Raw genomic sequence first — 19,049 nt, 5'->3', positions numbered from 1 at the left:
GCGGGCCACCGACACGGCCGGGGGGGGCCCGGGGGGGGGGGGGGGGGGTGGGGGGCGCTGGGGGGGGGGGGGGGGGGGGGGGGGGGGGGGGGGCCCCCCCCCCCCCCACCCCACCCGTGCACCGGGACCCGTCAGTCGCAGGTGCGCGGGTTGTTGTACAGCTCCCGGAACTGGTCGATGTACCGGTTGGTCACCCAGCCGTCGACGACGCGCAGCATCGCGTCGTTGGCGCGGGTGGCGGAGTTCTCGGTGAGGTTGTACGACCCGACGAACACGGCCTTGCGCCACTCACCGGCGTACTTGGCGTCCAGCAGGAGCAGTTTGTTGTGGCTCCAGCCGTCGCAGTGCACCTTGGCGGCGTCGATGCCGCCGGCCACGAGGTTGTCCCAGCCGTCTCCCTTCTGCACGACGATCTTGACGTCGCAGCCGAGCGCCTCCAGCCGGTTCAGCTGGGCGATGATGCCGTCCGAGTACGAGCTGGAGTCGAGGAGGCTGGCCTCCATCCAGACCCGGTCGTTGCCGTCCGCGCAGGCACTGACGTTGCCCAGGACGTCGGCCACCCGGGTGCTGTCGGGCTGGGGGTAGAAGTACGCCTTGGACAGGTCGTTGCTGCCGTCGATGGTCCGCGAGGCGTCCGTGCTCCAGGTGACGCCGTCGTAGGTCCAGCTCTTGGCGTACAGCCGCCGCCAGTAGTTCACGTAGGCCGAGAAGAGGGCGTCGTCGTCCCGGACGATCAGCAGGTTCTGCGCGTGCTGGGCCTGGAGGGCGCCCAGGTTGCTGGAGGACTGGACGACGAGCTTGGTGTCGCCCTTCTTGATCAGGTAGAACTTGTTGTGCATCGAGCCGGAACCGGCGGTCATGCAGGCATCGGCGCAGTAGGTGATGTCGATGTCGGCCTTGGCCAGTTCCGTCTTGATGCCGCTCTCGGCCGTGCCGATCACCAGCCGGACACTCACACCGCTGTCGGCGGCGTTCACCAGCGAACTGGCCAGGGTGAGGCCGCCGCCGTCGACGTCCCAGTCGTAGAGGGCTATCCGGATGTAGTCACCTGTCTCGCCGGCCGCCGCCGCGGCGGCGGTCGCGTCGATCTTGCCCTTGATCTTGGAGACGAGCAGGGTGTTCTCGGTCCCGCCCCCGTAGATGAAGCAGGTCTCGTAGTTGCCCGACTCCTCGCAGCCCGCGGTGGCGGCGGACGCCGGGGGCGCAGCCACCACCGTGAGAAGCAGCGCGAGGACGAGCAGCAGGGCGGCTCTCAGCGAACGCCGTTCATCAGTACCTCTGTTGGTCATCACCGGCCGATGGTAGCCAGGTTCATGCCAAAGTTGGCCGCTCGGTCACCTTCCCGGCATGCTCGGCCACCCATGGCTACTGAGCCGCGAAGCCGACGAACGCCGTCCACGCGGCGGCGGTAACAGGGATGGCGGGCCGGCTGATGTCCTTGGAGTCCCTCACACGGACAGCGTGAGGCAGCGCAGCGACCTCGACGCACTGACCGCCCTCGCCACTGCTGTAGCTGCTCGTGCGCCACGTGACGACTTCCTCGACGTCGAAGTTCATGTCTCTCCCAGCAGTTCCTCGATGAGGGTCAACGACTCGCGGGGCGTGAGAGCTTGTGCCCGTAGCAGACCGTACTGCTCTTCGAGTTCACGGACAGTGCCCCGGTCCGTGTAGAGGTGGCTGTCCTTGTACGCCTCCACGTAGGCGATCCTCCGCGCATTCTGCGTCTCGATCAAGGTGAACGGACCAGCCAGACCGGCATGCTCGTCACGCGCGTTCGGCATGACCTGGATCTCGACGTTGCGCCGCTGGCCGTGCAGCAGAAGTTGCTCCAGTTGCCCCAGCATCACGTGGGCACCGCCCAGGGGCCGTGTCAGCACGGACTGCTCGATGACGAAGCTGAGGGTCGGCATCGGCAGGCGGCTGAAGATCTTCTGCCTCGCGAGACGTGCGGCAACCCGCTCCTCGATCGTCTCCTCGCTGAGCAACGGTCGCCGCATCGTGAACACGGCCCGCGCGTATTCCTCTGTTTGCAGGAGTCCGTTGATGAGGTGGGTGTCGTACACATGAAGCTCAACCGCCTCCCCCTCCAACCGCGCCGCGTCCCGGAAGAACGCCGGATACTGCGCCCGGGCCACCTCCTCCTTCATCTCCTGGAGGACCCCGCCCGCGTCCAGCACCTCGTCCGCCTGGTCGATGAACCTCGGCGGCGGCACCCGACGTCCCTGCTCGTACGCGGCGATGGTGGAAGCCGAGTACCCCACCACTGAGCCGAACTCGGGCCGCTCCATGCCCGCCCGCACCCGGAACCGCTTCAACTGCCGCCCGAAGACGCGCAGGATCCCCGACCCGCCCTCCGGTTCGGGCTGCTCGCCGCCGCCGTCGCCGCTGCTCGCAGACCCCTCGTCCACCAGTCGCATCGGTCCACTCATCCCCGTGACCACCTCCCACGGCCAACGCGGCCCCCGCGCCGGCCGTCACGCTCCGTCCCGCAGGCACCCGCATACCGGCCACTTACAGCGATTCCGTGTGCACGCCGCCGTATCCGGTCACGCTAGGACGGCACCAGCACCGTGAGCCACATGAACAGCCCCCTCTCCACCCCACGGGTGCACGCCCCCGGCACCGAGGCCCGCCCTTGGCCGGATTCCATGCAGCAGCCGGCCCCGTGACCGCCGCTCGGGCGGGTCATGGGGCCGGCGGTATGCGTCCGCCGCCCGGGCCGGCACGGTGCCGCCCGGGCGAGGGCCGGTCAGCCGCGGATCAGGGTGACGTCCTGGTCGTGGACCGCGTGGATGCGGGGGGTCAGCAGCAGGACGCCCTGGGAGGCGAGTTCCAGGACGGTGGCCTGGACGTGGGCGGTGCCCGGGGACAGCGTTTCCGTGGTGGTCCTGCCGGTGTTGACCCAGCGGTGCGTGGCGCCGTCGCAGACCGCGTGGCTGCCACCGATGCCGTGCAGGGTGCCCGAGTCGCTCCGCGCGATCGACGAGCCGACGAAGACGGGACCGGTGGCCCCGGTGCAGCGGTAGGTGCCGGAGAGGGTGATGGTGCCGTCCGCCGCGATGCGCTGCACCGCGTCGACGGTGACACTGTCCGCGGCGGCCCTGGGCGCGGGCCGGGACACGGCGGTGAGCGCGGGCGCGGCCGGTGCCACGGCCAGCAGCGCGACGGCGGCGGCGCCGAGGCCGCCGAGAAGGGCGCGCGCGACATGGCGTACGGCGCGGCGTCGGGGCATGACCGACATGGAAGGCCTCCCGGTGAATGGGTTGGGTGGAGGGTTCCACTCGTACCCGTCCGTACGGCGCTGGGGTGTGATCATCACCCTTTCGGTGGCGAGTCTGCTGCGGGCGTCGGGGAACGGTCCGCGGAGTGTCCGGGTGTTGTCACGCTTGGCGGACGGCCGTTCCGGTCAGTTCGCGGCGGGCGCATGGTCTACCCATACGGACGGTTCCCGGGCTCCACGACTCCGGGCCTCCTGGGCTTCGGGGCTCCCGGGCTTCGGGGCTCCCGGGCTTCGGGACCGGCTCGACCGGGAGACAACCGGGCTCGCGGGACCGTCCGGCCCTTCGGGACCGTTCGCGATCCCGCCGATGTGGAGGTGCGCCATGTGTTCCCACCAGCCTTCGTGCCGCGCGACCGACGCCCGCTCTCCCCACGTCGTCGCCGCCCATCCCGAGCAGGGGTGGAGCCTGCTGTGCGACGGGGCGATCGTCTTCGACGACAGCGGTGAACTGCTGCCCGACGGCCGGGTCGTCGCGCCGCGCCGGGTGCCCGCCGAGCGGCTCGCGATGGCGGCCTGACCGGACGGCGCTCGCACATCCCCGGGTCCTCGGGTCCTCGGGCGTCCCCGGGTCCTCGCACATCCCCCGGTCCTCGCACGTCCTCCGGTCCTCGCACGTCCCCAGGCCCTCGGCGGCCGTACGCCGACCGGCCCGGTACGCCAGACGGCCGGTACGCCGGCCGATCCGGTCACGCCGGACGGTCAGCGTCCTCGGCCGACCGGTCAGGCCTCTCGGTCCGCGGGCCCGGCCGGGGCGTCGTCCAGGACCGCGAAGCCGTCGAGTTCCACGAGGGCCTCCTCGTCCCACAGGCGCACGACCTGGACGACGGCCATCGCGGGGTAGTCGCGGCCCGCCGACTTCCGCCAGACGGCGCCCAGTTCGCGGGCGTGGGCGCGGTAGTCGGCCACGTCCTTGGCGTAGACGGTGACGCGGGCGAGGTGGGCGGGGGTGCCGCCGGCCGCGCGCAGGGCGGTGAGCAGGTTGGCCAGGGCCCGTGCGAACTGCTCGGGCAGCGTGCCGCCGACGATCTTCCCGTCGGCGTCGAGGGCGGTCTGGCCGGCCAGGAACACCAGGCGCGAGCCGGTGGCCACGACGGCGTGGGAGAAGCCCGTGGGCGGGGACAGCGCGGGCGGGTTGACGCGCTCGGCGGTCACGGGGCCTCCCCGGTGAGGTGCGGTCGGGCGTACAGCTCCTTGGCGATGATGCCCCGCTGGACCTCGCTGGCCCCCTCGTAGATCCGGGGCGCCCGGACCTCCCGGTAGAGGTGTTCGAGGAGGTGGCCGCGGCGCAGGGCGCGGGCGCCGTGCAGCTGGACGGCCGTGTCGACGACGTACTGCGCCGTCTCGGTGGCGAGCAGCTTGGCCATGGCGGCGCGCTGGGGGACGTCGGGCGCGCCGGTGTCGTACGCCGTCGCCGCCGCGTACACCATCAGGCGGGCCGCCTCCGTGCGCAGGGCCATCTCGGCGACCTGGTGGGAGACGGTCTGGAGGTCCTTCAGCGGGCCGCCGAAGGCCTGCCGGCGGGCGGTGTGGGCGAGGGTGGCGTCCAGCGCGGCCTGCGCCATGCCGACGGCGAAGGCGCCGACGCTGGGACGGAAGAGGTTGAGGGTGGTCATGGCCACCCGGAAGCCGCGGTCCACCTCGCCCAGCACGTCGTCCGCGGTGACCGGGACGCCGTCGAAGCGGAGGGTGCCGATGGGGTGCGGGGAGAGCATCTCCAGCGGGCTGCCGGTCAGGCCGGGGCGGTCGGCCGGGACCAGGAAGGCGGTCACCCCGCGCGCGCCGGCGCCGGGGGTGGTGCGCGCGAAGACGGTGTAGAAGTCGGCCTCGGGCGCGTTGGAGATCCAGCACTTCTCCCCGCTCAGCCGCCACCGGCGCGCACCACCCCCCGGCCCGCCGCCCGGCCCGCCGCCCGATCCGCCGCCGGGCCCGGTGTCCTCCGGCTCCGCGGCGAGGCTCAGCGCCGCCGCGTCCGAGCCCGCCTCCGGCTCGCTGAGCGCGAAGGCCGCCACCAGCCGGCCCTCGGCCACGCCCGGCAGCCAGCGCTCGCGCTGGCCGGGGGTGCCGTGCGCGTGGACCGGGTGGGCGCCCAGGCCCTGGAGGGCGAGGGCGGTCTCGGCCTCGGTGCAGGCGTGGGCCAGGGACTCCCGCATCAGGCACAGCGTGAGGGCGTCCGAGGTGAACAGGCGCTCCAGCAGGCCCAGTCGGCCCAGTTCGGTGAGCAGCGCGCGGTTGACGCGGCCCGGTTCGCCCTTCTCGGCGAGCGGGCGCAGCCGGTCCGCGGCCAGGGCGCGCAGTTCGGCGCACCAGGCCGAGCGTTCCGGTCCGAGCGAGAAAGCGGGCATGGCGCCGGTCCTCCCTCCCCCCGGGGCGACCGGGGCACGCGTCCACGTTATCGCGTACCGTTGACTGTCGTCACCAACACGATACGCTCCAGGGGCGAGCCCACCACGGACGAGGGGGCGAACCGCCATGGACGCCACGGTTCCCAGCAGGAGCGGCACCAGCAGGAGCGGCAGCGGCACCGGCCGGCCGACGGGCTCGGCCCACGTGGACACCTTCGCGCGCGACCACCTCCCGCCCCCGGACCAGTGGCCCGAGCTGCGCTTCGACCTGCCGGAGCTGCGCTACCCGGGGCGGCTGAACTGCGCCGCCGAGCTGCTGGACGGCACGGCCGCGGCGGATCCCGGGCGCCCGGTGTTCCGTACGGCCGACGGGGGCGCCTGGACCTACGGCGAGCTGCGGGCCCGTGTCGACCGCGTCGCACACGTGCTGACCACCGGCCTCGGCGTGGTCCCCGGCAACCGGGTGCTGCTGCGCGGGCCCACCACCCCGTGGCTGGCCGCCTGCTGGCTGGCGGTGCTGAAGGCGGGGGCGGTCGCCGTCACCGTGCTGGCCCAGCAGCGCCCCCACGAGCTGGCCACGATCTGCGAGATCGCCCGGGTGCGGTACGCCCTGTGCGACATACGGGCCGTCGACGACCTCGTCAAGGCGGAGGTCCCCGGCCTGGCCATCACCGCGTACGGCGGCGACGCGCCCGACGACCTGCTGCGCCGCCCGGCGCCCGACGCCCCGTACCGGGCGGTGGACACGGCCGCCGACGACGTGGCGCTGATCGCGTTCACCTCCGGCACCACCGGCCGGCCCAAGGGCTGTGTGCACTTCCACCGGGACGTGCTGGCGATCGCGGACACCTTCTCCCGGCATGTGCTCAGGCCCCGGGCGGACGACGTGTTCGCGGGCAGTCCGCCGCTCGGCTTCACCTTCGGCCTGGGCGGGCTGGTGGTCTTCCCGATGCGGGCGGGGGCGAGCGCCCTGCTGCTCGAACAGGCCCATCCGCGGCAGCTGCTGGCCGCCGTCGCCGAGCACCGCGTGTCCGTGCTGTTCACCGCGCCCACCGCCTACCGGGCGATGCTCGGCGAGCTGGACGGGTACGACGTCTCCTCGCTGCGGCGCTGCGTGTCCGCCGGGGAGAACCTGCCCGCGGCGACCTGGCGCGCCTGGCACGAGCGCACCGGTGTGCGCATCGTCAACGGCATCGGCGCCACCGAGCTGCTGCACATCTTCATCTCGGCGGCGGACGAGGACATCCGGCCCGGCACCACGGGGGTGCCCGTGCCGGGGTGGTACGCGCGGGTGCAGGACGAGCGGGGCCGGCCGGTGCCCGACGGGACGCCCGGCCTGCTGGCCGTCCAGGGGCCGGTCGGCTGCCGGTATCTGGGCGACCCGCGGCAGCGCGTGTACGTGCGCGACGGCTGGAACGTCACCGGCGACACCTACGTCCGCGACGCCGACGGCTACTTCCGGTACGTGGCCCGCGCCGACGACATGATCATCTCGGCCGGGTACAACATCGCGGGACCGGAGGTGGAGGACGCCCTGCTGCGCCATCCGGACGTGGTGGAGGCGGCGGTCGTCGGGCGGCCGGACGAGGCGCGCGGGCAGGTGGTGGTGGCCCATGTGGTGCTGCGGCAGGGCGCGGTGCCGGACGCCGAGGCGCTGCGCGCGCACGTGAAGTCCGAGCTGGCGCCGTACAAGTGCCCGCGGGAGATCCACTTCCCGGACGCGCTGCCGCGCACGGCGACCGGCAAGCTCCAGCGGTTCCGGCTGCGCGGCGCGGATACGCCCGATACGCCCGGATGACGGTGACCAGCAGTGATGCCGACGATCTAAAATGATCAACGTGTCCGAGCAGCACGCGCAGCACGCCCCGAGGTCCCTCATCGTCACGCTCTACGGAGCGTACGGCCGCTATGCCCCGGGCCCGGTGCCCGTCGCCGAGCTGATCCGGCTGCTGGCCGCGGCCGGGGTGGACGCGCCGTCCGTGCGCTCCTCGGTGTCCCGGCTCAAGCGGCGCGGGCTGCTGGTCCCGGCGCGCACGGCCCAGGGCGCAGCGGGCTACGAACTGTCCGCCGAGGCACGCCAGTTGCTCGAGGACGGCGACCGCCGCATCTACGCCACCGCACCGTTCGAGGACGAGGGCTGGGTGCTCGCGGTGTTCTCCGTGCCGGAGTCGGAGCGCAGCAAGCGGCATGTGCTGCGCTCCCGGCTGGCCGGCCTCGGCTTCGGCACGGCGGCGCCCGGGGTGTGGGTCGCCCCGGCCCGGCTGTACGAGGAGACCCGGCACGCGCTGCGGCGGCTGCGGCTGGACCCGTACGTGGACCTGTTCCGCGGCGAGCACCTGGGCTTCGCGCCGACGGCGGAGGCGGTCGGCCGCTGGTGGGACCTGTCGGCCGTCGCCAAGCAGCACGAGGCGTTCCTCGACCGGCACGAGCGTGTGCTGCGCGCCTGGGAGCGGCGCGCCGACACCCCGCCCGAGGACGCCTACCGCGACTACCTCCTCGCCCTGGACTCCTGGCGCCACCTCCCCTACGCCGATCCGGGGCTGCCGGCCCGGCTGCTGCCCCGGGACTGGCCGGGCGCCCGTTCGGCCGCCGTGTTCCGGGGGCTGCACGAGCGGCTGCGGGACGCGGGGGCCGAGTTCGCGGGGCTGTGACTCCCGCGGCTGTCCGCCTCGGCCGTCGGACCCTCGGCCCGCTTCCCCCGGCCCTGGGGTCCCCTGGCCCCCGCGCCCCTGCGTCCATGCGCCCGTGCGTCCGTGCGCCCGTGCGTCACCCGCCGAGCGTGAGGCGGGGCTTGGGGGCGTCCGTGCGGCCGGTGACCGGGCGGCGGCTGCCCGCGCGGTAGGGCGCCGGCCAGACGGCGGCCGGGCCCGAGTAGCCCTGCTCGGCGGCGGCGTGCAGCGCCCAGTGGGGGTCGTAGAGGTGGGGGCGGGCCAGCGCGCACAGGTCGGTGCGGCCCGCCAGGATCAGGGAGTTGACGTCGTCCCAGGAGGAGATCGCGCCCACCGCGATCACCGGGACGCCCGCCTCGTGCCGGATGCGGTCGGCGAACGGCGTCTGGTACGACCGTCCGAACTCCGGCCGCTCCTCGGCCACCACCTGCCCCGTCGACACGTCGATCGCGTCGGCGCCGTGCGCGGCGAAGGCGCGGGCGATTCCCACGGCCTCCTCGGCCGTCGTGCCGCCCTCGGCCCAGTCGGTGGCCGAGATCCGTACCGTCATGGGGCGTTCGGCGGGCCACACCGCGCGCACGGCGTCGAAGACCTCCAGCGGGAAGCGCAGCCGCCGCTCCGGTGAGCCGCCGTAGGCGTCCGTGCGGTGGTTGGTCAGCGGGGAGAGGAAGCCGGAGAGCAGATAGCCGTGGGCGCAGTGCAGTTCGAGCAGGTCGAAACCGGCGCGGGCGGCCCGCACCGCCGCCGCGGCGAACTGCTCGCGGATGTCGGTCAGCTGGGAGCGGGACAGCTCGCGCGGCACCTGGCTGCCCGGCTTGTACGGCAGCGGCGAGGCGGCCACCAGCGGCCAGTTGCCCTCGGGCAGCGGCTCGTCCATGCCCTCCCACATCAGCTTCGTCGAGCCCTTGCGCCCACTGTGGCCGAGCTGCACGCCGATGGCGGTGCCCGGCGCCTGCCGGTGCACGAACTCGGTGATCCGCCGCCAGGCCTCGGCCTGCCGCCCGGTCCACAGTCCGGCGCAGCCCGGGGTGATGCGCCCCTCGGGGCTGACGCACACCATCTCCGTCATCACCAGCGCGGCGCCGCCGAGGGCGCGGGCGCCGAGGTGGACGAGGTGGAAGTCGCCGGGCACGCCGTCGACGGCCGAGTACATGTCCATGGGCGAGACGACGACCCGGTTGCGCAGGGTCAGTCCGCGCAGCCGGAACGGGGTGAACATCGGGGGCGTGCCGGGCGGGCAGCCGAACTCGCGTTCCACGGCCTCGGTGAAGCGGGCGTCGCGCAGCCGCAGGTTGTCGTGGGTGACCCGGCGGCTGCGGGTGAGCAGGTTGAAGGCGAACTGGTGGGGCGGCTGGTCGAGGTGGAGGCGCAGGTCCTCGAACCACTCCAGGCTGGCCCGGGCCGCGCGCTGGGTGGAGGCGACGACGGGTTTGCGCTCCTCCTCGTAGGCCGTGAGCGCCCGCTCGAGGGACGGCTGTTCGGTCAGACAGGCGGCGAGCGCGAGGGCGTCCTCCACGGCGAGCTTGGTGCCGGAGCCGATGGAGAAGTGCGCGGTGTGGGCGGCGTCGCCTAGCAGTACCAGGTTGCCGTGCGACCAGCGCTCGTTGACGACCGTGCGGAAGGTGGTCCAGGCGGACTTGTTGGACCTCAGCGGCCGGCCGCCGAGCGCGTCGGCGAAGATCTTGGCGCACCGCTCGAGGGACTCCTGCTCGTCCATGCCGTCGAAGCCCGCCGCGCGCCACACCTCCTCGCGCATCTCGACGATCACGGTGGAGGCGTCCGCCGCGTAGGGGTAGCCGTGCAGTTGCATCACGCCGTGCTCGGTCTCGGCGATCTCGAAGCGGAAGGCGTCGAGGGCGAAGTCGGCGGCGAGCCAGATGTAGCGGCAGCGGTGGCCGGTCACGGTGGGCCGGAAGACGTCGGCGTGGGCCGCGCGGGTGGCGCTGTGCACGCCGTCGGCGGCGATCACCAGGTCGTGCTCGCGCAGCAGCGCGCCGAGGTCCGGGGCCTCGGTGCGGAAGCGCAGTGCGACGCCGAGGGAGCGGCAGCGCTCGTGCAGGATGTGCAGGAGCCGGCGCCTGCCGAGCGCGGCGAAGCCGTGGCCCGACGAGGTGTGCCGGCGGCCCCGGTGCACGATGTCGATGTCGTCCCAGCGCACGAACTCCTGGCGCAGCGCCTCGAACACCACCGGGTCGGCGTGCTCGATGCCGCCGAGGGTCTCGTCGGACAGCACGACGCCGAACCCGAAGGTGTCCTCGGGTGCGTTGCGCTCCCAGACGGTGATCTCGCGGGCCGGGTCCAGCCGTTTGAGCAGGGCCGCCGCGTACAGGCCGCCGGGTCCGCCGCCGATGACCGCGACCTTCAGGGCCTCGGCCGCCGGGGCCGCCTTCGGGGCGCCGTCCGCCCCGCGCGCACCCGGCTCGCCGTGCCCCCCGCGCTCTCCCGTCATGTGCCTCACCTGCCCCGCCACTTGGGCGGGCGCTTCTCGGTGAAGGCCGCGTGGAACTCGGCGTAGTCCTCGCCGTTCATCAGCAGCGCCTGGGTGGCGGCGTCCATCTCGACCGCGGCGGCCAGCGGCATGTCCAGCTCGGCGGTGAGCAGGGCCTTGGTCTGGGCATGGGCGAGGGCGGGTCCGTCGGCCAGGCGGCGGGCCAGGGCCGCCGCGGCCTCGTCGGCCGTGCCCTCGTCCGTGAGCACGCTGATCAGGCCGATCCGTTCCGCCTCGGGTGCGCGCACCGCCTCGCCCAGCATCAGCAGCCGGGTGGCGTGGCCGAGGCCGACCACCCGGGGCAGCAGATAGGCGGCGCCCATGTCGCCGCCGGAAAGGCCGACGCGGGTGAAGAGGAACGCGAAGCGGGCGCTGGGGTCCGCGACCCGGAAGTCGGCGGCCAGGGCGAGGACGGCGCCGGCGCCCGCCGCCACCCCGTGCACGGCCGCGACCACCGGGAACGGGCACTCCCGGATGGCGCGCACGACCTGCCCGGTCATCCGGTTGAAGTCCAGCAGCTGGGCCGTGTCCATGCTGAGGGTGGCGCCGATGATCTCGTCCACGTCGCCGCCGGAGCAGAAGCCGCGCCCCTCGCCGGCCAGGACCAGGGCGCGCACGGCCCGTTCCCGGGACAGCTCGGCGAGCAGGTCGCGCAGGTCGGCGTAGGCGCCGAAGGTGAGCGCGTTGAGCTTGTCGGGGCGGGCGAGGGTGACGGTGGCGACGCCGTCGGCGAGCCCGACGCGCAGATGCCGCCAGGTCGAGGTGCGGGCGGCGGAACCGGTGAAGGGACTCATGACGTGCGGCCTCCTCGGCGGACGGGCTCGCTGAGCTCTCCCGTCGAAGCTATCACCGATCCGTGACTGTCGTCACGAGTGCGCGATAGCCGGTGTCACGATTCCGGCCGCCGCCCGCCCGTTCGTCACGGCTCTTCGATAGCGCGGTAACGACGCGGCCGGGCGAGGGAGAGGCGGCGTCCCCCCGGGTAGGGCGTCGGTGCCGGGGCCGGTGGGCCTCCGGGCGGAGGCCGCCGAATCCCGTCGCGCACGGCCCCCGTACCATTCCTGAGACCCGAAAGCAGGACTGCCTGATGGTGATCACTGGGACGTTCTGCGGCACGAACGGACACACGGTGCACGAACCCCCTGCCGCCCCGGCCTCCTGGCGCGTCGCGCTGCCGCACACCGCCGCGGCGGTGCCGGTGGCCCGCGCCCTGATCCGCACGGCGCTCGCCGAGCTGGAGCACACGGCCGACAGCGACACGGCGGAGCTGCTCACCGCGGAGCTGGTCGCCAACGCGGTGGAGCACACCGCGGCGGGCGCTCCGATAGAGCTGGTGGTGCGGCTGCTGCCGACCGGCTGTCATGTCGAGGTGCACGACAGCGATCCGCGGCCGCCCGGCGGGCTGACCCGCCCGGGCCTGCCGGCGCCGGACCCCTGGCAGGAGCACGGGCGCGGTCTGCTGCTGATCCGCGCCCTGAGCTCGTCCTGCGGGCACCGCCCGACCGAGTCGGGCAAGGCGGTGTGGTTCAGACTGCCTGCGGTTGCGCCTCGGCTGCGTCCGGCGTGAGCGGGGCGGCCCCGGCGGCCGTCCGGGCCGCGAGCCGGGAGTGGCGGCGCCCGTAGCCGGCGTACACCAGCAGCCCGGCGGCGAGGAAGGCGGCGAACTGCAGCCAGGTCGCCCACCCGGTCTCGTACATCAGGTACAGGCAGCACACGACGCCGAGCAGCGGGACGAGCGGGTACAGCGGCACCCGGAAGCCGCGGCTCAGGCCGGGCTCGCGGCGGCGCAGCGCGATCACGGCGATGTTGACCACGGCCATGGTGGCCAGGGTGCCGATGGTGCACAGGTTGACCACGGCGTCCAGGGAGGCGAAGGCGGCCGGCAGGGCGAAGACGACGGCGACGATCAGGGTGCCGGCGACGGGCGTGGAGGTCTTCGAGGAGACCTTCTCGAAGACCCGCGGGACGAGTCCGTCCCGGGACATCGACATCAGGATGCGGGTCTGGCCGTACATCACGGCGAGCACCACGGAGGCGATCGCGACGACCGCGCCGAAGGCGATGACCGCGCCGCCGGCCGAGGAGCCGGTGACGACGTTCACGACGTGGGACAGCGCGGCGGGCCGGCCGCCGACCTCGCCGCCGCCGATGGCGCCGATCGCGGCGAGCGCGACCGCGCAGTACAGCAGCGTGACCAGGCCGATGCAGACGAGGATGGCGACGGGGATGTCCCGGCGGGGGTTCTTCGCCTCCTCGCCGGCCGTGGTGATCGCGTCGAAGCCGATGTACGAGAAGAAGGCGGCCGTGGTGCCCGCGCCGATGCCGCCGAGTCCGGCCGGCGAGAACGGGGTGAGGTGGCCGTGCCGGAAGGCGGTGAAGCCGATGGCGCAGAAGGCGAGGAGGATGGCGAGTTTGAGCACGGCCATCGCGGCGGTCGCCCGGGCGCTCTCGCGGACGCCGCGCACCAGCAGCACCGAGGCCAGGGCGATGACGATCACGGCGGGCACGTTCACGAGGCCGCCGTCGCCGGGGCCGGCGGACAGGGCGGCGGGCAGCTGCCGGCCGGTGAGGCTGTGCAGCAGCTCGTTGACGTACTGGCTCCAGCCGACCGCGACGGCGGAGACGGACACGCCGTACTCCAGCAGCAGGCACCAGCCGACCAGGAAGGCCGTGGTCTCGCCGAGACCGGCGTAGGCGAAGGAGTACGACGATCCGGAGACCGGGATCGCGCCGCCCAGCTCGGCGAAGGCGAACGCGGTCAGCACGCAGGTGATCGCGGCGAGGACGAAGGAGACGACGACGGCCGGGCCGGCCTGGGCGACCGAGTCGGACAGCCCGACGAAGATGCCGGTGCCGACGATCGCGCCGACGCCGAAGCAGACCAGCTGGAAGAGGCCCATCGTGCGCCTCAGGCCGTGGCCCTCGCGGTCGGCGCCGGATTCGGCCAGCAGCAGCCGGGGGGACTTGATGCGGGGAGCGGGCATGCGGGGTGGTGCTCGTTTCTGGTGGTGCGGGTGCGACGGGGTGGGTCGCGCGACGACCGTCGGAATGGGTGGTTCCGGGCCGTCGGCAAGGATACGTGGGGGGTGCGGGGTCGGGCGAGTGCCGTGGGGCGTACCGGGCAGGAGGGTCGGTCAGGCGGGTCAGGCGGGTCAGGCGGGTCAGGCGGGTCAGGCGGGTCAGGCGGGTCAGGCGGGTCAGGCGAGTGTGGCGACCAGGACGGCCTTGATGGTGTGCAGCCGGTTCTCCGCCTCGTCGAAGACGACCGAGTGCCGCGACTCGAACACCTCGTCGGTCACCTCCAGGGAGGTGAGGCCGTGCCGCTCGTGGATCTCGCGGCCGACCTCGGTGCCCAGGTCGTGGAAGGCGGGCAGGCAGTGCAGGAACCGCACGTCCGGGTTGCCGGTGGCGCGCAGCACGTCCATGGTCACGGCGTAGGGGGCGAGCGCCTCGATGCGCTCGTCCCAGACCTCCTTGGGCTCGCCCATGGAGACCCAGACGTCGGTGGCGACGAAGTCGGCGCCGCGTACGCCCTCCGCCACGGACTCGGTGAGCGTGACGCGCGCGCCGCTGGATCGGGCGAGCTCGTGCGCCCGGTCGACGATCTCCTGGGCGGGCCAGTAGGTCTTGGGGGCGACCAGGCGGACGTCCATGCCGAGCAGGGCGCCGGTGACCAGGTAGGAGTTGCCCATGTTGAAGCGGGCGTCGCCGAGGTAGGCCAGGGTGGTCCGCGTCAGGGGCTTGGCGCTGTGCTCGGTGATGGTGAGCACGTCGGCGAGCATCTGGGTGGGGTGCCAGTCGTCGGTGAGCCCGTTGTAGACGGGGACGCCGGCGTGCGCGGCCAGCTCCTCGACGGCGGCCTGGCTGTCGCCCCGGTACTCGATGGCGTCGAACATCCGGCCGAGGACGCGCGCGGTGTCCCGGACGGACTCCTTGTGCCCGATCTGCGATCCGGAGGGGTCGAGGTAGGTGGTGGAGGCGCCCTGGTCGGCCGCGGCGACCTCGAACGCGCAGCGGGTGCGTGTGGAGGTCTTCTCGAAGATCAGCGCGATGTTCTTCCCGGTGAGGTACCGCGTCTCCGTCCCGGCCTTCTTGGCGGCCTTCAGCTCGGCGGCCAGCTCGACCAGGCCGCGGAACTCCTCCTCGGTGAAGTCCAGTTCCTTGAGGAAGGGACGGCCGGCGAGTGCGGTCGGGACTGTCGCCATGGGGGCGCTCCAGCGGGTGAGGAACAGGGACGTTGGAATTCTATACGATTCCCAGAATTTCTATGCGACGCCCCCGTGTGCGGTACGGCACTGCGCCGCCCCGGTGTCCGACAACGCTCGTGATCACACCACTCTGATCAATACACCCAGGCCCCTACTGCGCTCCGACGGCGCTCCGCTCGACCGGGCAGCTCATGCAGCGCGGTCCGCCCCTGCCCCGCCCCAGTTCGCTGCCGGGGATCTCGATCACCTCGATGCCCTGCTTGCGCAGGTGGGTGTTGGTGGTGGAGTTGCGCTCGTAGGCGACCACGACACCGGGTTCGACGGCGAGGACGTTGCAGCCGTCGTCCCACTGCTCGCGCTCGGCCGCGTGCACGTCCTGGGTGGCGGTGAGCACCCGGATCTCGCTCAGGCCCAGCGCGGCGGCGATCGCCCGGTGCATGTGCTCCGGCGGATGGTCGGTGACCTTCAGCTCCTTGTCCCCGGCGCCCGGCTCGATGGTGTACGAGCGGAGCATGCCGAGCCCGGCGTACTGGGTGAAGGTGTCGCCGTCCACCATGGTCATCACGGTGTCCAGGTGCATGAAGGCGCGCCGCTTGGGCATGTCGAGCGCGACGATCGTCCGCGCCGACCCGGCGGCGAACAGCTTGTGCGCGAGCATCTCCACGGCCTGCGGCGTGGTGCGCTCGCTCATGCCGATGAGCACGGCGCCGTTGCCGATGACCAGCACGTCGCCGCCCTCGATGGTGGAGGGGTAGTCGGCCTGCCCCTCGGACCACACGTGGAAGTCGCCGCCGCGGAAGAGCGGGTGGTAGCGGTAGATCGCCTCGAAGTGCACGGTCTCGCGCTGCCGGGCCGGCCAGCGCATCGCGTTGATGGAGACACCGTCGTAGATCCAGGCGGAGGTGTCGCGGGTGAACAGGTGGTTGGGCAGCGGGGGGAGCAGGAAGTCGTCCAGCTCCATGACGTGGAAGCGCACGGAGGCCGGCTCGGCGTAGGCCTGCAGGAACTCCCGCTTGGTCATGCCGCCGACCAGGGCGGTGGCCAGTTCCCGGGCGGGCAGGGTCTCGAACGCCGCCCTGAGGTGGTCGGTGGCGAGCGGCCCGTACTCCTTCTCGTCGAAGACGCGGTCCAGGACGAGGGAGCGGGCCGACGGGATCTCCATCGCCTCGGCCAGCAGGTCGCCGAAGAGGTGCACGGCGACCCCGCGGTCGCGCAGCACGTCGGCGAACCCGTCGTGCTCGGCGCGCGCCCGGCGCACCCACAGCACGTCGTCGAAGAGAAGGGCGTCCTTGTTGCTGGGGGTGAGCCTTTTGAGCTCCAGATCGGGCCGGTGCAGGATGACGCGGCGCAGCCGCCCGGTCTCGGAGTCGACGTGAAATCCCATGCCTCCATCCTGACCATCGATGAACGACTTCACCCCCGGCTTGCGCGTTTCCGTAATCATCTTGAATCGTCTTGTTCTCGTCTCATTGACGACAAGGAGTGTGACCCATTATCGTCCTCCTGACGAAAACAGTCGTGAGGGGGATCCGATCCATGGCCGACATCACCCGGCGCCTCGGTCTGCGCCATCTGCGGGCCGCGCCCACCGCGCACATCCGCCACCACCGCTCGGGCCGGCTGGTCCATGACGGCCCCGGGCTCCACTTCTGGTTCCGCCCGCTGACCGCCGCCCTGTCCGAGGTGCCGGTCGAGGACCGCGAGCTGGCCATGACCTTCCACGCCCGCACGGCGGACTTCCAGGACGTCACGGTGCAGGCGACGGTCGCCTACCGGATCGGCGACCCGGCCCTGGCCGCCGCCCGCCTGGACTTCTCCGTCGACCCGGACACCGGTGTGTGGCGGGGCGCCCCGCTGGAGCAGCTGGGCACCCTGCTGACGGAGACCGCCCAGGAGCACGCGCTGGCCGTCCTGGCCCGCACCCCGCTGTCCGCCGCCCTGGCGGACGGCGTGGGCGCGGTGCGCGAGCGGGTCGCGGCCGGACTGGCGGCCGAGCCCCGGCTGCCGGCCACCGGCATCGAGGTGGTCGCCGTCCGGGTGGTCGCGCTGCGCCCGGAGCCCGAGGTGGAGCGGGCCCTGCGCACACCCGCCCGCGAGCGGATCCAGCAGGAGGCCGACCGGGCCGGCTACGAGCGGCGGGCGGTGGCCGTGGAGCGGGAGCGCACGATCGCCGAGAACGAGCTGGCGAGCCGGATCGAACTGGCCCGGCGCGAGGAGCGGCTGGTGGAGCAGCGCGGCACCAACGCCCGGCGCGAGGCGGAGGAGCAGGCCGCGGCGGACGCGGTGCGCGCCGAGGCAGAAGCGGCCCGCACGGTGCGGCTGGCGGAGGCGGAGGCGGCCCGGACCCTGCGGCTGGCCGAGGCGGAGGCCGCGCGGGAGGAACGGCTCGGCCGGGCCGAGGCGGTCAAGGCGCGCGAGGTCGGCGAGGCCCGGGCGGCGGCGCGGGCGGCCTGGCTGCGGGTGCACGCCGAGGCGGACGTGGCGACCCTGCACGCCCTGACGGCGTCCCGGCTGGCGGAGAACCTGCCCCGCGTCGACAGCGTCACCGTCTCCCCGGACGTGCTCACCGGGCTGCTCGCCAAGCTGGGCGCCGGCCCGGCGCGGGCGCGGGGATGAGCCTCGCCCAGCGGGCCGTGCTGGTCCACCGCACCACGGAGTACGAGGAGCTGGTGGCCCACCACGGCACGCACGGCCAGGCCGCCTTCTTCCTCTCCTCGCGGGGCCGGGACATCGCGGAGGTCGCCGAGCGCCACCACCGTGCGCGGCGGGCGCTGGCCGAGGTGGCCTCGGCCGTGCCGGCCGACTGGCGGCAGGCCCGGGTGGAGCGGGCGGACCTGGACCGGTTCCTGTTCGCGCCGGAGGACGTGGTGGTCGTGGTCGGCCAGGACGGGCTGGTGGCGAACGTCGCCAAGTACCTGGCCGGTCAGCCGGTGATCGGCGTCGACACCGACCCCGGGCGCAATCCGGGGGTGCTGGTGCGGCACCGCCCGCGCGACGCCGCGCCGCTGCTGCGGGCGGTCCACGCGGCCGGCACCGGCGCCCAGGAGCTGACCATGGTGGAGGCCGTCGCCGACGACACCCAGCGGCTGGTCGCGCTGAACGAGATCTATCTGGGCGCACCCGGTCACCAGACCGCCCGGTACCGCCTGGGCCTCGAGGGCGACGGGGGTGCCGTCGAGGCCCAGGCCTCCTCCGGAGTGCTGGTGGGCACCGGGACCGGGGCCACGGGCTGGCTGCGGTCGGTGTGGCAGGAGCGGGGCGGCGTACTGCCGCTGCCCCGCCCCACCGAGGAGCGGCTGCTGTGGTTCGTCCGGGAGGCCTGGCCCTCCCCGGCCACCGGCACCTCCCTGGTGGCCGGCGAACTCCCGGCGCCCGCGTCCCTCACCCTGACCGTCGAGTCGGAGCGGCTGATCGCCTTCGGCGACGGCATGGAGGCCGACGCGGTGGCGCTGACCTGGGGTCAGACGGTCCGGGTCGGCGTGTGCGGCCGGCGGCTGCGGCTGGTGGGGTGAACCGCGCCGGCCCACCCCTCGCACCCGCGCGACCCGCCCGGCGTGCGCCCGGCACGGGCAGGGCACACGCCCACCTGCCGGGCGGGCGCACGCGCGGGCCCGGACAGACGCGAGCCGAGGGGGCGGGCGCGCCCGGCAATCGCGGGCGTCCTGCCCGCGTGTCCCGACCACGCCACCGCCGGCCCGGGGGCAAACACCCGGCACGGGCAGAGCGCACGCCCACCTGCCGGGCGGGCGCGCGCGAGCCCGGACAGGCGCAGCCCGGGTGAGCGTGCGAGCCCGGACAGGCGCAAGCCGGACGGGCGGGCGCGCCCGCGTCACTGCGGGCGTCCTGCCCGCGTGTCCCGACCACGCCACCGCCGGCCCGGGGGCAAACACCCGGCACGGGCAGAGCGCACGCCCACCTGCCGGACGGGCGCACGCGCGGGCCCGGACAGGCGGGCCGGCCGGGTGGGCGTGCGAGCCCGGACAGGCGCAAGCCGGACGGGCGGGCGCGCCCGCGTCACTGCGGGCGTCCTGCCCGCGTGTCCCGACCACGCCACCGCCGGCC

17 protein-coding genes are annotated in these 19,049 nt (G+C 73.8%); 6 read left to right on the top strand and 11 right to left on the bottom strand.

What is annotated here, in order from left to right:
* Window positions 1–131: 131 nt before the first annotated feature.
* The 4 genes from ACI2LW_RS33060 to ACI2LW_RS33045 form a co-directional block, all read right to left on the bottom strand.
* Window positions 132–1,289: a phosphatidylserine/phosphatidylglycerophosphate/cardiolipin synthase family protein gene (locus ACI2LW_RS33060; RefSeq protein ID WP_404734962.1), complete on the bottom strand. Its 1,158-nt coding sequence runs from the start codon at window positions 1,287–1,289 to the stop codon at window positions 132–134.
* Between the two features lie 76 nt (window positions 1,290–1,365).
* Complete coding sequence (locus tag ACI2LW_RS33055) at window positions 1,366–1,557, bottom strand: DUF397 domain-containing protein (protein ID WP_404734961.1); 192 nt, start codon at window positions 1,555–1,557, stop codon at window positions 1,366–1,368.
* Window positions 1,554–2,429, bottom strand: a complete 876-nt coding sequence (locus tag ACI2LW_RS33050) for a helix-turn-helix domain-containing protein (RefSeq protein ID WP_404734960.1) — start codon at window positions 2,427–2,429, stop codon at window positions 1,554–1,556. Before ACI2LW_RS33050 ends, ACI2LW_RS33055 begins: the two co-directional genes overlap by 4 nt.
* 320 nt (window positions 2,430–2,749) lie before the next feature.
* Complete coding sequence (locus ACI2LW_RS33045) at window positions 2,750–3,232, bottom strand: DUF6299 family protein (RefSeq protein WP_404734959.1); 483 nt, start codon at window positions 3,230–3,232, stop codon at window positions 2,750–2,752.
* Between the two features lie 370 nt (window positions 3,233–3,602).
* Here ACI2LW_RS33045 and ACI2LW_RS33040 point away from each other — a divergent pair, with 370 nt between their 5' ends.
* Entirely contained in the window at window positions 3,603–3,797 is a 195-nt protein-coding gene (locus ACI2LW_RS33040) for a DUF5999 family protein (protein ID WP_404734958.1), read from the top strand.
* 203 nt (window positions 3,798–4,000) lie between these two features.
* On the opposite strand, the gene ACI2LW_RS33035 is transcribed toward ACI2LW_RS33040, so the two are convergent.
* Window positions 4,001–4,432, bottom strand: coding sequence for a RidA family protein (locus tag ACI2LW_RS33035; protein ID WP_404734957.1), 432 nt, complete (start codon window positions 4,430–4,432; stop codon window positions 4,001–4,003).
* Window positions 4,429–5,622: an acyl-CoA dehydrogenase family protein gene (locus tag ACI2LW_RS33030; protein ID WP_404734956.1), complete on the bottom strand. Its 1,194-nt coding sequence runs from the start codon at window positions 5,620–5,622 to the stop codon at window positions 4,429–4,431. Before ACI2LW_RS33030 ends, ACI2LW_RS33035 begins: the two co-directional genes overlap by 4 nt.
* Window positions 5,623–5,686: 64 nt before the next feature.
* On the opposite strand from ACI2LW_RS33030, the gene ACI2LW_RS33025 reads away from it, so the two are divergent.
* Window positions 5,687–7,420, top strand: a complete 1,734-nt coding sequence (locus ACI2LW_RS33025) for an AMP-binding protein (protein WP_404734963.1) — start codon at window positions 5,687–5,689, stop codon at window positions 7,418–7,420.
* A 31-nt stretch (window positions 7,421–7,451) separates the two neighbouring features.
* Entirely contained in the window at window positions 7,452–8,273 is an 822-nt protein-coding gene (locus tag ACI2LW_RS33020; RefSeq protein ID WP_404734955.1) for a PaaX family transcriptional regulator C-terminal domain-containing protein, read from the top strand.
* Between the two features lie 115 nt (window positions 8,274–8,388).
* Here the strand turns inward: ACI2LW_RS33020 and ACI2LW_RS33015 are convergent, their stop codons facing one another.
* Window positions 8,389–10,740 carry a bifunctional salicylyl-CoA 5-hydroxylase/oxidoreductase gene (locus ACI2LW_RS33015; RefSeq protein ID WP_404734954.1) on the bottom strand — a complete coding sequence of 784 codons (2,352 nt, stop codon included), beginning with the start codon at window positions 10,738–10,740 and terminating at the stop codon, window positions 8,389–8,391.
* A gap of 5 nt (window positions 10,741–10,745) precedes the next feature.
* A complete protein-coding gene (locus tag ACI2LW_RS33010) occupies window positions 10,746–11,573 on the bottom strand; it encodes an enoyl-CoA hydratase family protein (RefSeq protein ID WP_404734953.1) in 828 nt (275 codons plus the stop codon).
* Window positions 11,574–11,866: 293 nt separating this feature from the next.
* Here ACI2LW_RS33010 and ACI2LW_RS33005 point away from each other — a divergent pair, with 293 nt between their 5' ends.
* Window positions 11,867–12,346, top strand: a complete 480-nt coding sequence (locus ACI2LW_RS33005; RefSeq protein WP_404734952.1) for an ATP-binding protein — start codon at window positions 11,867–11,869, stop codon at window positions 12,344–12,346.
* Here ACI2LW_RS33005 and ACI2LW_RS33000 read toward each other — a convergent pair.
* The 3 genes from ACI2LW_RS33000 to ACI2LW_RS32990 all read right to left on the bottom strand — a co-directional run bounded on the left by ACI2LW_RS33000 (window position 12,306) and on the right by ACI2LW_RS32990 (window position 16,371).
* Window positions 12,306–13,763 (bottom strand): amino acid permease, encoded by a 1,458-nt coding sequence (locus ACI2LW_RS33000; protein ID WP_404734951.1) that lies wholly within the window; start codon window positions 13,761–13,763, stop codon window positions 12,306–12,308. The genes ACI2LW_RS33005 and ACI2LW_RS33000 overlap by 41 nt on opposite strands.
* A 213-nt stretch (window positions 13,764–13,976) precedes the next feature.
* Window positions 13,977–14,984, bottom strand: a complete 1,008-nt coding sequence (argF, locus tag ACI2LW_RS32995) for an ornithine carbamoyltransferase (protein ID WP_404734950.1) — start codon at window positions 14,982–14,984, stop codon at window positions 13,977–13,979.
* Window positions 14,985–15,138: 154 nt separating this feature from the next.
* Window positions 15,139–16,371, bottom strand: coding sequence for an arginine deiminase (locus ACI2LW_RS32990; RefSeq protein ID WP_404734949.1), 1,233 nt, complete (start codon window positions 16,369–16,371; stop codon window positions 15,139–15,141).
* Between the two features lie 152 nt (window positions 16,372–16,523).
* Here ACI2LW_RS32990 and ACI2LW_RS32985 point away from each other — a divergent pair, with 152 nt between their 5' ends.
* Both ACI2LW_RS32985 and ACI2LW_RS32980 read left to right on the top strand, forming a co-directional pair.
* Window positions 16,524–17,603, top strand: coding sequence for an SPFH domain-containing protein (locus ACI2LW_RS32985; RefSeq protein WP_404734948.1), 1,080 nt, complete (start codon window positions 16,524–16,526; stop codon window positions 17,601–17,603).
* Complete coding sequence (locus tag ACI2LW_RS32980; RefSeq protein WP_404734947.1) at window positions 17,600–18,499, top strand: hypothetical protein; 900 nt, start codon at window positions 17,600–17,602, stop codon at window positions 18,497–18,499. The genes ACI2LW_RS32985 and ACI2LW_RS32980 overlap by 4 nt, the downstream gene beginning before the upstream one ends.
* The last annotated feature ends 550 nt before the right edge of the window (window positions 18,500–19,049 follow it).

Source organism: Streptomyces sp. NPDC004065 (genome assembly GCF_044903565.1).
Lineage (GTDB): Bacteria > Actinomycetota > Actinomycetes > Streptomycetales > Streptomycetaceae > Streptomyces.
The sequence above is the reverse complement of the archived record's forward strand: the minus strand, read 5'-3'. Positions and strand labels throughout refer to the sequence as shown.

Bases quoted from the DNA above. Each gene is read 5' to 3' on its own strand.
- ACI2LW_RS33060 (WP_404734962.1), bottom strand. From the start codon at position 1,289: ATGACCAACAGAGGTACTGATGAACGGCGTTCGCTGAGAGCCGCCCTG.
- ACI2LW_RS33055 (WP_404734961.1), bottom strand. From the start codon at position 1,557: ATGAACTTCGACGTCGAGGAAGTCGTCACGTGGCGCACGAGCAGCTAC.
- ACI2LW_RS33050 (WP_404734960.1), bottom strand. From the start codon at position 2,429: ATGAGTGGACCGATGCGACTGGTGGACGAGGGGTCTGCGAGCAGCGGC.
- ACI2LW_RS33045 (WP_404734959.1), bottom strand. From the start codon at position 3,232: ATGCCCCGACGCCGCGCCGTACGCCATGTCGCGCGCGCCCTTCTCGGC.
- ACI2LW_RS33040 (WP_404734958.1), top strand. From the start codon at position 3,603: ATGTGTTCCCACCAGCCTTCGTGCCGCGCGACCGACGCCCGCTCTCCC.
- ACI2LW_RS33030 (WP_404734956.1), bottom strand. From the start codon at position 5,622: ATGCCCGCTTTCTCGCTCGGACCGGAACGCTCGGCCTGGTGCGCCGAA.
- ACI2LW_RS33020 (WP_404734955.1), top strand. From the start codon at position 7,452: ATGATCAACGTGTCCGAGCAGCACGCGCAGCACGCCCCGAGGTCCCTC.
- ACI2LW_RS33015 (WP_404734954.1), bottom strand. From the start codon at position 10,740: ATGACGGGAGAGCGCGGGGGGCACGGCGAGCCGGGTGCGCGCGGGGCG.
- ACI2LW_RS33010 (WP_404734953.1), bottom strand. From the start codon at position 11,573: ATGAGTCCCTTCACCGGTTCCGCCGCCCGCACCTCGACCTGGCGGCAT.
- ACI2LW_RS33005 (WP_404734952.1), top strand. From the start codon at position 11,867: ATGGTGATCACTGGGACGTTCTGCGGCACGAACGGACACACGGTGCAC.
- ACI2LW_RS33000 (WP_404734951.1), bottom strand. From the start codon at position 13,763: ATGCCCGCTCCCCGCATCAAGTCCCCCCGGCTGCTGCTGGCCGAATCC.
- argF (WP_404734950.1), bottom strand. From the start codon at position 14,984: ATGGCGACAGTCCCGACCGCACTCGCCGGCCGTCCCTTCCTCAAGGAA.
- ACI2LW_RS32990 (WP_404734949.1), bottom strand. From the start codon at position 16,371: ATGGGATTTCACGTCGACTCCGAGACCGGGCGGCTGCGCCGCGTCATC.
- ACI2LW_RS32985 (WP_404734948.1), top strand. From the start codon at position 16,524: ATGGCCGACATCACCCGGCGCCTCGGTCTGCGCCATCTGCGGGCCGCG.
- ACI2LW_RS32980 (WP_404734947.1), top strand. From the start codon at position 17,600: ATGAGCCTCGCCCAGCGGGCCGTGCTGGTCCACCGCACCACGGAGTAC.